Genomic DNA, 15543 nt, shown 5'->3' on the forward strand with positions numbered 1-15543 from the left:
ACCCGCACAATAGGGATTAAAATGGTATGTCGTCCGCAGGAAACAGGGTTACGGGCTTTCTGTTTGGCTTTACTTTCCTGCCCGAATGGTAAAGATTGAAGGCATCGTCAAAATCCTCGGTATCTATCCTAGACTTTTTAAACTTATCCATCTGCTCTTCATTGAAGCGGCGCGGAATGCCTTTTACACAGAGATTTGAGTTCAGGTAAACATGGTCATGTTCGGTGTCACGAAGCAGTATTTTCTTCTCAAATAATTCTCTGAATGCACGTGAAACATTGGATTTACATAGTCCGAGTTCTTTTGCAATTTTGGACTGTGAAAAATTAATAAGAATGTTACCGTAATCCAGGATCGAAAACAGATAGATAACGATTTTAAATGACGTGGGTGTCAGTTTCATTCTCGCGAGAGTGGCAATGTTACCTTTGAATACCAGTGAGAAGTCGTCACGAAATGACGTTTTTTTGTGTATGCTGGTTTTGATACTTATTTCTTCTAATTCTTCAGGGCTGACGTCAAGGGCTTTTGCTATAACGGATTTTTGTTGTCTGCTTAACATGATATTGGTATTTGACATAATGCCTCCTTTTTATTATTGTGATATTACTTATGGCAGATTTAAATTAATTGTCAATAGTATTTTTTGATAAAATATAATTTATTTTGTTTTTGATGAAAAAAATAATGATCAGGCGTGAATGTAATGGGTTATGAGAGTTATTACGAAGGGTGGTAAGTTTTACAATCACCTGTTATGAGATGAATAACTTTAGGTAGTGAAATTTATAACTTTGATGGTTTGTTAATTTATTGATTTTAATAATTTTTTTATTTTTTGTTTTTACATGATAAAAGAGTAATAAAGAAACAAGAAACCACAGCTTCGCGTTTTTTATCCAAAAAATTTTCGTGTGTACTCGCAGATAAACACTGTCATTATTGGTTTTCCTCCTGTTATGTTACTGCTTTTAATGAAGCCAGCGCCTCCTGCATGTGGCGCAACTGGGCTTCAGGGCTTCGCTGCCATGAGTACCTGTTGAATGAAATACGCTTCGCACCAGTGGTCAGATAACAATGATTAACCTGCTTTCAGACTGCGGCTCACGCCGAAAACCCATCGGAAAAATCCGTTCTGCTTCAGCGAGTGAGTGCTATGGGCACTCAGCAGCGCTGCATATTACACTTGTCTGTAGTGCTTTTACTGTTGATGAAATCATGAAATAACAGACGCATGCGAAGTTGCGGGCGGGAGCCGGTGCGTAGCACTCTGCTAAAAATATTCCTGAAGGGTTTTATCTTAAATATTGAAAAACACAGCTGGAGAAATACATTATATCAATAAGAATGTTTTACTCTGATTATCCTATCTGTGCCAACAGACGGGGATATTTTGATAAAAAAACTTTTTGTTTGTATAAAGAAAAATATTTTAGCGTGAGTATTGATTTTATATTCAGATCTGATAGTACTTAAATATAAAAACTAAAAAAGGAATATTTTATGAAAGATGATCATACTCAGGATCAGGAAGAAAAATTTCTATGGGTGATTGATAAATACATTACCAGACATTGTCATAGCCCAAAGGGCAATGACTTTTACCGAAAATTCTATGTGTTGTTTGTCGGTTACCATCTGAAGTATTTTTATGCGCAGGCGAAGTACAGCAATTCCTGTTTTCACGTCGATAATATTATGCAGATGTTCTCTGGCGTTGCGTCCTGTCTCAACGGCAATCTGCTCAGCCAGTTCGCCAACGGCAACACGCTGCTTCAGTCGCTCAACTCGCTGGTAAACTACATTTCACAGGATGTTGCCAGGGCGGAGCGTGTCTATGCCGATTTGCTGGCACAGTATGAGAAAAAACGTATTGCGGGTTCGATGACATACACTCCGCGCCCTGGTGGCAGGAAAAGGTTATGAACCAACGGGATGGTTAAGTCAGGTCAGTGTGATGACAGCGGCGTACCGCAACGGTCTTTAGACGCCTGGTCATGTCTGTGATACGGCGTTGATTGCAGAAAAAAGCAGGAGCCGGTTCTTCGACGTCCTGCCTAAACATATTACTGAGTGGCCCTATTTTTCAATGGTCTGCCAGCCATCATCCGTTTTGACCACTGTGATCGCTGCAGTGCGTTTGTCGCTATTGACAACAACTGTCACGTTGCATTTGTAGCTTTTATCCGAGATTTTTGCACAGTCGTGTTTTTTGACTGATTTTAATTCCCGCAGTGCATCTTTCGGGACATCTTTACCTGCCAGTGATTTAACGATGGCATTTGTCTGCTCTACGACTTTATTCATGGCATTATAAAGATCCTGCTCTGAAGGTTCGCTGTTGCAGCCGCTCAGGAAAAAGACAGCAGTAACGAGTGTGATAGCGGCATAAATTTTCATAAAAGGATTCCCTGGTTGTGGCATTGTCATTAATGGACAGGGCCTGATTGGGTGGTACTGTTGTTCTCGGAGAATGACCACTGGCTTACAATGTCCCCTTTAAAATCAATATCCAGCGTTCTGGCCTGTGACTGTGAACCACCAGTAAATAATCCGACGATCGGAATGAATGAAGAGGCGTTAATCTGATTGTTGACCATAAAATATCGCCAGGATTCATTGCCACTATCAAGCGTGGTTCTGGTATCCGGTTCGCCAAGCGCGGAAGTTATTTCTGATTTTGTGGTTTTGTTTTTAACTATTTTCGACTGCAGACTTTGCGATGTTTCGTTTCTGAGACTCTGGTTTCCTGTGGAAGAACATCCGGAAAGCAGGAAGGTAATAGTTAAAAACAAAAATATTATAAACCTGTTCATTTATTCTCTCATTTTAAATTTTATATAGCGTAAAGTTAATGTCAGCGTATAAAAATAACTCTGTCTGCATACATTTTTTTAATTTTATAGATAAGAACAATACAGCTTACGAAAAAAGTAATGACGGAGATGAGCGTGCTTTCGGTCAATGAAAATACTAACCAGGCGAGACCTAATGCCACGAATTGAAACAGGAATGCCACACTGAGCGGACTTTCACCGTAAGCGACCTTTGCATGACAGCCTTTGCAAATCCGCACACCGTGAGGGCTTTGTGTAAAGCAGAAGGGGCAACTTATCGTTTGATTATCCATCGTGACTCCGTGTACCTGATTTAAGCTGATGTCTTTTTGAGCATTTTCGGTGAATGATTCTCTTTAGTAAAATTGCTTGTACCGATCGATGATTGCATCATGATAGTTTATAACTATCATAACTAGAAAATTGATCTATACAAACGATCAATATTTTATTGACTCTCAGTTATGTTTGAGCTAGTTGATTTGTGGGGTGTGAGAAGGGGTGTTACTAACAGGTTGTTTATAATGATTTTTATTGGAAGGATGAGAGGGTGGTGTAAGCAGATGAAATCGAGTGAAATGTCTGAAGCTGCATGTAACGGCGTGTAGCAGGGATTGGCCCCAACGGTGGAGCAGAGCCAAAAATGGGGGGATAAAAGGAAGCCATGCTATTACCCGATTCTGGCGCTCTTGTGTTATCTGGCGACTGGTGATGTGCAGTCGGGCTTTCAGTTGAATGACTGGAACTGTATCAGTTTGCCTTTCTTCCTGTATTTTCACTTCAAGCTGGCGGATTTTTTCCTGAAGAGTTTCCTTGTACCCTGCTGATGCTTCAAGTTGTTTTGCTGGCACTGGCACTGGCACTGGCACTGGCACTGGCACTGGCACTGGCACTGGCACTGAAGCAGGAGCCCGTGTTTTCTTTAGCAACATTAATTGCTCCGGGGAGTTCTCAATCAACTTCTGCAGAGTTGACCAGCCATACTGTTTTCCAAGCTGAGAAGCTTTAAAAGCTATTCCCTGATACAGGAATGAAAAACCGTTCATTTTCCCTGTCGACGCAATGTTAGGTTTGCAGGCCACACCTTCCTGTTCCAGTAAACGAACAAAGGTGAGTAAATCGGGACGGCAGGTTAATGCATTATCGATCAGGGTCTGCAACTGTGACTTAGGGCAGGGAGCTGCTGTCCGTTCCGCCATCATTAGTTCATTGCGGGAAGGTTTCCTTTTACTCTGACGACGAACGCCGGTTGCTGGTGTGGTTCGGGTGAGTCCGTGCACTATTTCCAGCTCGCTGATAATACGGGTACTGATGAGATTTTCATTTTTCCCCAGGTACAACTTTCCACCGGCCATGTTAATGCGATTAGCTATTATGTGGATGTGCTGGTCACAAAAATCGTCGTGGAGGATATAGCAACGCAAATGTGTGTCGGTAAAACCCATCCGGGCCATATACTCATCCGCAAATGCTGTCCATTGCCTGACTGTCAGTGATTCTCCTTCTGGAAGGCGAAGTGAATTGTGCCAGACAGATTTGGCGACATCGGGGCGCATTTTTTTAACGCTATCAAACTCACTGATTAGTTCGGTGGCGTTGCTGCCCGTCATGTTACCGCCAATGACATAAGGCTCAATTTTGTGGTGAGAGCCTGATTTCAGGCTGTAGAGAACAACACCTGCAAACTGTTTACCTCTTTTTATTTTCTGCATGCCTTTCATTTATTGTCACTCCAGAAAGTGGAAGGGATAAGATGTTCACGAAGGGCTTTTATCTGTCGCCTGATGGCAAACAGTTCAGTACGGGTCAGTTCACTATCAGGACTTTTATGGTCGAGATGCGTTAACAGGTGATTTAAATCTTGCGCAAGCCTGCCGAGTTCAATCCAGGCTTCGCGGTTTATTTCAGGTAGTACTGACGGGAGTTTATGCAGGGACGCCATTCTTAGCCATTCTCCTTTTTTATAATGGCCTCTTTTATTGTTGAGTATAATTAGTTCGTCTGCATTTAATCTCACGCTGACACAGTGATTTCGTATTTCATTAGATGGCAGTGTATCTGTGTGAAATTTTCCTCGGCGTGTTTTTTTTGATTTGTCTTCATTATTATCAATATTGTTATTCATTATTATCCATATGATGACTGTAGGTATAACTATAGATAATTGATGAGATAAAAAAGTCAAGTTATTGCAGTGAAAAAAACGATGTGAAGAGTTAAAAGTAAAATGAGTGAGAGGTTTATTAAAATCTCTTACTCATTAGTGTTTATCATCACATTTTCCACAATGTGTGACCTTTCTAACAGCTGAAGGGAGAATTATGAATGAAAATGGTTAAATCCTCTTTCGTTTAGGTGATTGAATAATTTCTGATTTTATCACCTTGAATAATTCTTTTTTATCTCTCCCCGCGATATAACCAAAGATCTTATCTGCATCAGAACGTTCTATGAGTATTTCGTCGTCTATTCTGATACCGTTGCGAATAAACCATTTTACTGTCTCGATCCCCGTGTAGCTGCCAATGTGCTTATTGTCCATATTGTAAAATTGAACATGACCAATATCTGTATAGGATTTTAATTCGACAAAAAATGCTTTCATTTCTCTCACGTAAAGTGAAAATGTACAGTGTTGATCTACCGTGAAATGAATGCCTTTTTTATGCAGTAACGCCAACAAGGGTAAGGACTCAATCGATAAGTGTTTAAAAAGTGTAGGGGGAGTATCAATTTTATCAAGATGACGAGTAAGGGCCATTGCGATAAAATCATATATGTGACCTTTACGGCCAGACAAATCCAGAACCGTGTTGCCATACTTATCCCTGTGATTAAGATCACAACCTTTATTCACCCAGTAATCAAAGTAAACCTTACTGAAGGTCTTATAAAGAAGCGTTTGTCCATTATTATCTGTGTGATGAATGTCAACGCCCGCCTTAATAAGGGTTTCTGCGTTTTTCCTGTCAAAGTTATGACTGAAAAGACAATTCTCCCCATTGTTATTTGTATGGTGAATATTGATTCCGGAATCTATTAAGAGGTTGAGTATTTTAGGGGAGTCATTGGTAAATAGCGCATTGTTTCCGTAATGATCTGTATGGTCTAAACGCATTCCTTCTTCAATCATGGCTTTAACCGCACTAGTGTGACGGTTATTGAACAGTGCATTTCGACCCGCATATATGAGAGAGTTAATATCGAAGCCTGCGGTAATGCATTCCTGGACATCTTTTTTAGTCTTGCAGTATAAAAAACCGTGTTCTTTATGGATACTCATTGTGTCGTCTCCTCTATTAGGCTGCAATTTTGTTGTAAGTATTATTGTTTGTTCTATATTCTTTTATTTTTACTATGTCGTCATAGATCCGTGAAAAGGAAAACCATGAAATTTCTTTAATTTCTCTCTTCTTGTTATGATAAATGATATTGCACCCGCGAAACTGGAATGCATTGTTGAAGGTATCTTTGTTGGCATTCCGGAGGAAGTGCGTGAATGATTTGATTGTTTCTTTCTTGCTTACGTTGTAAGAGAGAAAGGTATGAATTGAAAAGAGGGTTAAGATATTTCTTTCGGTGATCATATGCCGGGAGAAGTAACAAAAGTAAAAATTCTGTTCTTCATTTTCAGTTTTCCCGAAAACGGAAAATTGTGGATTGTATAACCTGTAGAGATCAGTGTTCTTTTTTGTTTTAGAAAGATAGTTTGTTAGTGTTGGGTAATTTTGTTTTTTCAATTTTTTATTCTCCTTTATTTAATTTACAGATTGAATATATATTATTAAATAAATATAAATCAAATTTATTTTTAATAATAAAAATACGCAAGCGTTTTCTATTTATGGATTTAATTTAATTCAATGTTTTATATGAAGAAAATTTAGCTTGGCAAAAAGTGCTATTTTTATTGCTCATTAATAAGGTTGTGTGTTTTCTGGTAAAACTACATTGTTGTCAGAAGTAGAAGTTAAAAAATATCTGGTATTGATAGGGTTATAAATGAGGGGGTATTCTATTCAGAGAGTAGGGCCGCATTTTGTCGAAATTTTAAATAGCAGGAAGGTTTTTCAGTAACAGTGTTCCATCAATAAGAATTGCTTCAACTCTATCCATTGTGTGAATGTTAGAGTGAGGAGAAAAATTGGCTCATATTATCTCAATTATTCTGTGCTCAGGTATAACCTTTAATTCGAATCAAACTATTGTTCATAGGTGTACCAATAAAGCTAAGGAATTCATATCTGAGAAAACATTTATGCCTGCTTTCTCCGCTGCTCTGATCGATAGTTGATTTTCATGGACAATCGTTCCTATCAAAAGGGAGAAATTTTCGGCACGCTGGCAAAGAGTCTACTCTCTTAGTCGCGTGTCTAATATTCGCAGGTAGGATCGGTCTCAGCCCGAAATAGTTTGAAAACCAGAACTTTGCTTAGGGCCGCGTACACATCATGTGGGTAGGTTCAGAGCACCTACTGTTCGAAAGAAAACCGGCGATCCGCACGTGATTCTCGCTCAATATTCGTAACCAGTAATCGCACATACCCTGACTCACTTCAAAGTGTAATTCTCAGGGAGTGAATGACCCTCTCTCGCTCACAGCAGACCTTCAGCTCACTAAGCTCGTCCGCTTAGTGCCAAGAGCGGACGTTTGTAAGTCCACACTGTATCGACGTTAAGGGAGCAGTTCAGCACATTATCCTTGGCATAGTCCGGTACTGACTTGAAGGGGCTGTTTGGTTGAATTAAAAATACGAACTAAAACCAACAAGAGTCGGAAAAAACTTCAAAATGCTGCTTATGGATAATAGTCATCTTAAAAATGTACGGAAAAAGAGACTAAAATCAGAAAAACATCTGTTATACATTGACTTAAAGTCATCATCTCCGCTATGAGTCCTCAATCCAAGTTGACAAATGTTTAGCCAGGAGTTCCCGTGAACGAGCATCTCTCTCATATGGATGTACATACCTTGTTTGAAGAAATGGACGAGCAGGCTGATGGAATAACGTTTAAATACTCATTTGATGACATAGCAAAGAGCAACGCATTGGTTGTCACTGAGTTTGTCAATTTTGAGCGTGACAGCACGGTAGCTTTACTCGCCAGCCTTCTTACTCTCCCGGCACACCAATCTCAGTGTTTGCGCTTTGAGCTTCTGACGAGCCTTGCACTAATTCACTGCAAAGGTCAGCAGATAGCAAATATCGATGACGTGAAACGCTGGTATGTCACTATTGGGGAGTCGAGTAGTATCGTTGGAGAAGATCCTGCTGAGGACGTCTTCGTCGCCCTTGTTGATAATAAAAAAGGTGATTACCGTGTGCTAGAGGGGGTTTGGGAGGCGGCAGGTTTTTATACACAATTAATGGTCGAAATTGTATCCGACATGCCGGATACGCACCGCTATCGCTCGCTGAAACTTGCTATACAGGCAATTCTCCGTCTCTCAGATGTCATTTGTGCTCGCTCTGGCCTTTATCGTTTTCAGGAAGGCGCAGACGAATTCCCTGACTCTCTTGACACCGCTGGTCTTGATGAGAAAACGCTCTGTTCAAGGGTAACGTTGTCCGAGCGTTCTCTTCGAGCTGAGGGGATCAAACTTGCTGACTTAGCACCTTTCATTCTTGAACCTTCTCATATAAGTATGCTTGGAAATCAGGTCCCTGGGGAGGGAATGCTTGAACAACGGCCATTGCTCCGCACACGCGATGGTATTGTGGTTGTACTTCCTACCGCCATGACCATTGCACTTCGCCAGGCAGTGATAACATTTGCAAAGCGCACAGAAGAATTGAGCGAGCTAGACAAAGCGTTAGCTAACGTCTACAGCCTTACTTTCTCCGAGATGCCGGTCTTCGGTAATGGAGGAAGGTTAAGAAGACTGACATGGGAGAAGTACAAAATGAGCCGAACAACGATGGTAACCTCCATCGTGGATGCTGGTCATTTGATGGTACTTCAGTTCGTTTTGCCTTCCATACAGCAATATGCCGATACCGGTTTCAACAACTTGCTACAGCTAGATGAAGAGACCACGCAATTTCTAGATAACTCTGTTGAACAAATTACAGTTGACCTCGCCAAACAACCCGGCTTTCAGCGTGGCATCGTCGTGCGCATTGCATGTGGGTGGGGGGCGGGTTTTATGGGGGTCCCTCCCCAACTGCCAGATGGTTGGGGATTTGAATGGATGTCTGGTGCGGACTTTGTCCGGTTCGGGGCATTACCCGATATGTCACCAATTGCCTTCTGGCGTGTGCAAGACGCAGTCGAAACGATCAGGCAAGCTGGTGTTCGATTAATCAATATGAGCGGAACTCTCAATCTTCTTGGGTGGATACGTGCCAATGATGGCCATATGGTTCCTCATGACCAGTTACCAGATGACCGTATCACACCGGAACACCCGCTAATGTTAATGATTCCCACGAATTTACTCCGTGGTATACGAATAGCGGCAGACACAGGATATGACCGGCATCGCATTAGTGACAACAATGGTAAATGGCATCGAGTGATGAGGCCTTCGGCAGAAGATTTCTTTCCCACCGAGCGTCAGAGCAAGTGCTACGCATCAATTGATGATCTTGAAGCGCAACGGCTGACCTGTGTATATGAGGGGCAGGGTAATCTTTGGGTAACGCTCGAAGCTCCAGAAATGGAAGATTGGATGCTCCTCGTTGAGCTTGCCAAAATGGTTCGAACATGGATTGGGCGGATTGGCGAGGCACTGGAGGTCTTGAGTGAGCAACCAATAAAAAAATCATTAAAGGTGTATCTGCATTTTGATGGTAACGACAATATCGGCAGATTTGATGGTGAGAATTTTTCTGATGATATGAATACATTTTGGCGACTTGAACGAATCCATGAGCATGGGGCGATTCGTGTGGTTCTTCAAGATGGGTATCTTGCAGGTTTTCGTCTACCGGATAACCGTGCAGAACGAGCTCTGGTGCGCGCACTCGGTACGGCGTTTGCCACACTTCTTCGGATGAAAGAGCCAGTAGACAAAGGGGTCACTGTTGAGCAGATAGCGGTGCCCAATGACAGAGCGCGCAGCTTCCACATAATGCAGGCTTATGACTTCAACCAATATTTAGGCCGTTCACTAACTAAACGTCTTTTAGCTATTGAAGATATCGACTCAGCCGCAGCCCGAATTGAGCTAGCATGGCGTGCTGTTTCGACAGATGCACCATCACGATATCAGGGTAAAAAGGAAGTTGGAAAGCTCCTTAATGATGTGGTTGATGTGCTGATCCAAGACTTACTAAGCGAACTTTCAAGATTTGACCGTAAACAGACAGTAATGCGATTACTTGAAAACGTTGTAAAGGCACGTTGTGAAGAGGCGCACTGGCGTAGTACTGCAGCAGCGGTCCTTGGCTTGCATGCAGGAGAAGAGGGTGTCGAAGAGACGATAGCTCAAGAAATGAGCCGTTATGCGGGCGCAGCGTTAACTTCCCGGCTAATCATTGAACTTGCCATCTGTGTGTGCCCGACAAGCGGTGGAATTGAACCTTCTGATATGGCACTCAGTAAACTTCTTGCACGGGCATCACTGCTTTTTCGCATAGGTGGTATGTCAGATGCCGTACGTTTCGGTGCTTTGCCTGCTGATATTCGCATCTCCCCCTTAGGTGATCTCCTCTTTCGCGATGAACTCGGCAAAATGGTGCTTGAACCAATGCTTTCAAAAGTTACTAACGAACGGTTTGAGGAACAAGCGGCACAATTCGAGCAACACTATGTGAAAACTGCCGGAGGGGATGATGAGAATAGCAAACAAGATAGTGTTGCGGCTGAAACCACCGAGGACCAAACCGATATTTTCCTTGCATTCTGGAAAGCAGAAATGGGCTTCACTCTCGAGGATGGAATGCGATTTATCCAGTTCCTTGAGTCCATCGGAATAGAGCAAGAATCAGCAATCTTCGAGATGCGAAGAAGCCAATTAGCGGATGCTGCTAAATCGGCTGGGCTCGCAGATGAAACTATTGATGCGTTCCTCAACCAGTTTATCCTTAGCGCGCGTCCGAAATGGGATGTAGTGCCCGATGGATTTGACCTTTCTGATATATATCCCTGGAGGTTTGGCCGACGCCTTTCAGTTGCTGTACGTCCCTTGTTACAGATTGAAGAGAGTCACGATCCACTAATTGTTATCGCACCAGGACTCTTGAATCTGTCCCTTAAATACGTTTTCGATGGCGCATACACTGGGCAATTTAAGCGTGACTTCTTTCGCACAGAGGGTATGAGAGACACTTGGTTAGGTGGAGCGCGGGAAGGACACACATTCGAAAAAACTTTGGAGAGAGAACTTCGTGAAATAGGCTGGACAGTTCGACGTGGCATAGGCTTTCCTGAAATTCTTCGCAGGAATCTACCAGGTGATCCGGGGGATATTGATCTTCTTGCCTGGCGCTCAGACCGCAATCAAGTTCTCGTTATCGAATGTAAGGACCTCTCACTTGCTCGTAATTACTCAGAAGTTGCCTCGCAACTATCTGAATATCAAGGTGATGACATAAAGGGCAAACCAGATAAACTCAAGAAACACCTTAAACGCGTATTACTAGCCAAAGAAAACATCGATAATTTTGCCAAGTTCACTTCGATAGCGAATCCCGAGATTGTATCGTGGCTCGTTTTCAGTGGAGCATCTCCCATTGCCTATGCTCAATCCAAGATTGAGGCTTTGGCAGGAACTAATGTTGGCCGCCCAAGTGATCTTCTGAACTTTTGATAGATATGCTGTGCGATAAGACGCCCTGGCAACTAAGTTAATCGTTCCTACTACTGATAGTTTTAAATCAAGGATGATCTTACATGCTCAAAATGATTTTTTTTTGCACCGAGAGGAAAACAGACAAAATTGCTGACATCACGGCGGTCAGCGCGTTCAAAAACATATATCCCGTTTTAGATTTCAAGGGGTATAAAAATCATGGCACAAATTACTCATTACGGAAGGAAAACTCCGGGAGGTATAAACACTTTCCGAGGCACAGTGTGCCCTCACCTTAGACGGTTGCCAGCGGATGTTGAGCTGTACGCGTAGCCAGAAGTGATGAATTGCCAGCGCTGGAGAGAATAATCTGAACGTCCAGACGAGCGATTTCATTGACACTGGCATGGCGTCAATGAAGGTTCGCTCTGTGCCAGGAGCGGAAGTTGCCAAGATAACTCTTGCAAAGGTATGATAACGTAGGTGCTAAATAATCATGAACCATAATAAATTAAAGGTTTTTAAGTTAAATCTATAGAGCTTCTTTTGTATGATGATTTTTATTTATTATATAAAGCTTAAATTACATAATATTCAGCTTCATTTTTTCAGGTATTTTAAAGATTTAGAGGAATGTGAATGACTACTTATGCTTCTTATTTGCCAGAATCACAAATTATCACTTTGCGCAAGGATTTTCCAGCGTTTACTGATCCTGAAAAATTAGATGGATTCATTAATCCAGAACAGTTTGGCGTGTTTTTTCATGAGTGGATTCATTTTCTTCATAATATTTCCACAATTAATGGATTTTCTATTTTTTGCACGCAAAACATCCTGTGGTCTAATTTTCGCTGGGCAATGGACAATCAGGATGTATGTCTTGGTTCAAATGACATGGATCCAGCACATATCGAATCAAACAAAAATTTTCTCAGTTACATTCGTTCCAATAGGAGTCTGCATGAATGTAAATTACCTTATTATGCAAAAGTAAACGACTTGTATTTTGAGGATGCAATAATCCATGACATGGAGGTTGCTGACGGTAGTGTTATATGTACATCATTAATAAAGTGTACAATTTCTCATTCTGAAAACAAATACGATCTAGATTTAGGCGTGCTTGAAACACTTGAATCCGCAGCTTTTATGCTTGAATGTAGGTGTATTAATGCGATGAATGGCTCCCCTCAAGAGGCACCCTTTTATCCGTATCATACTATCAAAGGCTTAGCGGCGAAAATTGCTCCGTCATTAAATGATGAAGATATTATTTGTTGTATGTTAGCTTCTTTGCAATCTAATAATCCTCCCCAAGTATTATTCAACCTAATACATAAATGTGAATTATTACATTCTGATTGTAGGTATGAACATCTAGTGGCGGAGGTGAAAAAACAATTAAGCGAACAAGATCGAACAATAAGCGAGTCACTTAATCAAATAATTCAAATGATTCCTGTTGATGAACCGATGGGAAACTTTATCAAGCTTACTCTTAACAGAATAAGTAACAATTTGAACTATAGAAAGCAAAAACCGTTTTTTGAGTTAGACATAATAAAAAAAATAACAGAAAAAACTGAGTTTATGAATGAAGTAATACAGAAATTCGGTGGTTGCACTATCATCCAGGTAAGACATGGAGATGATAATGAACCACAGCGTGATATTATGTATGACTTTTGCTTACCTGAAAATAATGATTCAATTTTATTTGGTTCGAAAATGCTACGCGCTTGTTTTCACTTTATATTTATTCACTTTAAATTTTCTGGTGAAATCATAAAGACAGAAGAATTAAATATTTCACCGCGTAATAAATGCCCATTTTATACTGTTTGCTGTGCATCAATTCGAGCTAATAATAGTAATATCTGCGCTGAATCCCCTTGGAAATCAATGTCTATTAATAACAACGAAGGTTGTTATTATGCAGCAGCGATTAAAGCTACTAATCCACCAGTTTTGCCGGATTAGGAATAGTGTCCTTTCTGATAAATATAAAATATTTAAGGTCAGGTCTGCTTATCGCTCACAACGGACCTTCAGCTCAGTTAGCTTGAACGCTCCGTGCCAAAGTCGACCATTCTATAGCAGTGTGTCGCAAAAGATTGGCCGCAGTTCAATGGATATGTGCTTACTGGCTCTGGCTGTTCTTTTCTAACCGAAGGGCTGAAAAGCAAGGGGAACTCGGAGAAGCAAGCGCAGCGGCTTCGCAGAGTTAGCCCTTGCTTTAGTTAAAAGATGACAAAAAACTGTAGTAGATGTTTTACAAAATGAAAAAGCTAGCTTCGTTTCTGTTGACCTTAAATGCTTCGATTGCAGCGCAGGTGAAGCTCTGGATTTATTGGTTCGCTTGTACAAGCGAAGCATTTTTAATGCAGTTCTTTCAAGCTTCATTTGTACTGATTTTAAATAATTCTATTTAGAAAGGGTGAGAGGAACATTTTTTCTCAGGGTGTATTTTTAATCTGTTTTTGAAATAAACCATTACCTCCTGTTGACAATCTTTTAAAGTATATTATGAATGGTGTGTGTCATGCAGAATGGTTTTATGACATGTATCCTGTACTGTATATAGTTTGCTAATTGCCCCATGTTATGGGGATATTGGAAAGGCTACTTTTGGAGTAGCCTTTCGTCCATTTAGGCTGCGATAGTTTTAAGTCGTTGTGACTGAATATAATTACTCCACCATTGCATAAGTTTTTCTCTTTCTGAAATATATTCCGCACGATTATATGCTGCAATGATTTCGTCCTTTTTAGAGTGGGCAAGTGCTGCTTCGAGCACCTCGGTCCTGAATTTTCCTGATTCTTCTGCTGCCGTTCTTGCTATAGATCGCATTCCATGTGCCACAAGCTCACCACCAAATCCCATACGGATAATTGCTGCGTTAGCTGTCTGTTCATGCATATGATTGAGTGGGGCTTTTATACTGGGAAATACCCATTCGCGATGCCCACTGATTGATTCCATAGATTTAAGTATCCGAAGAGATTCTTTGCTTAATGGAACCTTATGAGGTTTTTTCATCTTCATAAATTCAGCCGGGATGTTCCACATGCTGTTATCCATATCTATATCAGACCATCTTGCGCGGACAGCTTCACCGGGGCGAACCCATGTGAGAAGTTGCCATTCAATCAGTAGTCTTGTTTCTAAACGGACAGATGCATTGTTCAGTGCTGCCAGAAAGCGAGGGAGTTCAGAGGGGGGTAGGGCAGGCATATTCTGCTTTTTAGGCTTACTGAAACGTTGGCTCAGATTATCTGCGGGGTTAAATTCAATCAGCTCTTCTGTAGCCGCCCAACGGAAAATTTCATTCAACCTGGAAATGAGCCGTCGCAAAGTTTCCAGTACTCCTCGTTGTTCAATTGGATCAAGATGCTGTTTTAAGAGCTTGGGACGGATCTCATTGATTGGCACATTACCCAGACCGGGTAAAATATTTCGTTCAAGGCTCCGCCAGATGTCTTCTGCATGGTCTTGTGAGATACCTGAGGTCTTTACCTTCTCATCCAACCATTTCCTTGCCACGGCCTGGAGAGTGTGTTCAGTAGCATTCTTTAAGGCATTAGCTTTATCGTTGTTATGAACTTGGGGATCAATGCCATTAGCAAGCAAGGAAAGATATTCATCTCGTAAGGCTCTGGCTCTTGCAAGTGTAAGGTGAGGATAGGTCCCAAGGCTCATTTTGGTTCTTTTTTTACTGACTGGCACTGCATACCTGAAATACCAATTCTTCTTTCCTCCTTTCGAGAGGGGAGCGATTCGTAGTATCAAACCATCTCCGTCAAACAAGTTGATTTCTTTGTCGGCTGGCTTGGTGCTTTTGATTTCAGTGTCAGTGAGCTTCTTAGCGATTTTTGCCATTTGGGGACCCTCGGTTTTTGGACCCTTCTTAGTGGGTCCCATTCAGGGTGCCATAAGTGATAGTTCTCAGCAATTCTCACTGGACG

Annotated in this window: 11 protein-coding genes and 1 pseudogene; 3 read left to right on the forward strand and 9 right to left on the reverse strand. The window is 41.5% G+C overall.

The window, feature by feature from the left end:
* Positions 1-16: 16 nt before the first annotated feature.
* Positions 17-580 carry a helix-turn-helix domain-containing protein gene (locus LDB27_RS05360; RefSeq protein ID WP_000072438.1) on the reverse strand — a complete coding sequence of 188 codons (564 nt, stop codon included), beginning with the start codon at positions 578-580 and terminating at the stop codon, positions 17-19.
* Between the two features lie 923 nt (positions 581-1503).
* Here LDB27_RS05360 and LDB27_RS05365 point away from each other — a divergent pair.
* A complete protein-coding gene (locus LDB27_RS05365; RefSeq protein ID WP_000650716.1) occupies positions 1504-1926 on the forward strand; it encodes a hypothetical protein in 423 nt (140 codons plus the stop codon).
* Positions 1927-2079: 153 nt separating this feature from the next.
* On the opposite strand, the gene LDB27_RS05370 is transcribed toward LDB27_RS05365, so the two are convergent.
* The 6 genes from LDB27_RS05370 to LDB27_RS05395 form a co-directional block, all read right to left on the reverse strand.
* Positions 2080-2400 (reverse strand): hypothetical protein, encoded by a 321-nt coding sequence (locus LDB27_RS05370; protein ID WP_000708235.1) that lies wholly within the window; start codon positions 2398-2400, stop codon positions 2080-2082.
* Between the two features lie 29 nt (positions 2401-2429).
* A complete protein-coding gene (locus LDB27_RS05375) occupies positions 2430-2816 on the reverse strand; it encodes a hypothetical protein (protein WP_001530968.1) in 387 nt (128 codons plus the stop codon).
* Positions 2817-2857: 41 nt separating this feature from the next.
* Complete coding sequence (locus tag LDB27_RS05380) at positions 2858-3130, reverse strand: hypothetical protein (protein ID WP_000370213.1); 273 nt, start codon at positions 3128-3130, stop codon at positions 2858-2860.
* Positions 3131-3310: 180 nt separating this feature from the next.
* The gene (locus tag LDB27_RS05385) at positions 3311-4558 is read right to left on the reverse strand and encodes a relaxase/mobilization nuclease domain-containing protein (RefSeq protein ID WP_079849570.1); all 1248 of its coding nucleotides are present in this window, start codon (positions 4556-4558) and stop codon (positions 3311-3313) included.
* Positions 4555-4962: a hypothetical protein gene (locus LDB27_RS05390; RefSeq protein ID WP_024132306.1), complete on the reverse strand. Its 408-nt coding sequence runs from the start codon at positions 4960-4962 to the stop codon at positions 4555-4557. Before LDB27_RS05390 ends, LDB27_RS05385 begins: the two co-directional genes overlap by 4 nt.
* 210 nt (positions 4963-5172) lie before the next feature.
* A complete protein-coding gene (locus tag LDB27_RS05395) occupies positions 5173-6120 on the reverse strand; it encodes an ankyrin repeat domain-containing protein (RefSeq protein ID WP_000022120.1) in 948 nt (315 codons plus the stop codon).
* 1654 nt (positions 6121-7774) lie between these two features.
* Here LDB27_RS05395 and upx point away from each other — a divergent pair.
* The gene (gene upx / locus LDB27_RS05400; RefSeq protein WP_060647174.1) at positions 7775-11593 is read left to right on the forward strand and encodes an anti-phage protein Upx; all 3819 of its coding nucleotides are present in this window, start codon (positions 7775-7777) and stop codon (positions 11591-11593) included.
* Between the two features lie 621 nt (positions 11594-12214).
* Positions 12215-13558, forward strand: a complete 1344-nt coding sequence (locus LDB27_RS05405) for a hypothetical protein (protein WP_225519925.1) — start codon at positions 12215-12217, stop codon at positions 13556-13558.
* A 669-nt stretch (positions 13559-14227) separates the two neighbouring features.
* Here the strand turns inward: LDB27_RS05405 and LDB27_RS05410 are convergent.
* Both LDB27_RS05410 and LDB27_RS05415 read right to left on the reverse strand, forming a co-directional pair.
* Positions 14228-14812 carry a tyrosine-type recombinase/integrase gene (locus tag LDB27_RS05410; protein WP_223173005.1) on the reverse strand — a complete coding sequence of 195 codons (585 nt, stop codon included), beginning with the start codon at positions 14810-14812 and terminating at the stop codon, positions 14228-14230.
* 42 nt (positions 14813-14854) lie between these two features.
* A pseudogene (locus LDB27_RS05415) lies at positions 14855-15457 on the reverse strand (integrase arm-type DNA-binding domain-containing protein); the annotation flags it as partial.
* Positions 15458-15543 lie beyond the last annotated feature (86 nt).

The organism is Salmonella sp. JXY0409-18, assembly GCF_020268625.1.
Lineage (GTDB): Bacteria > Pseudomonadota > Gammaproteobacteria > Enterobacterales > Enterobacteriaceae > Salmonella > Salmonella enterica.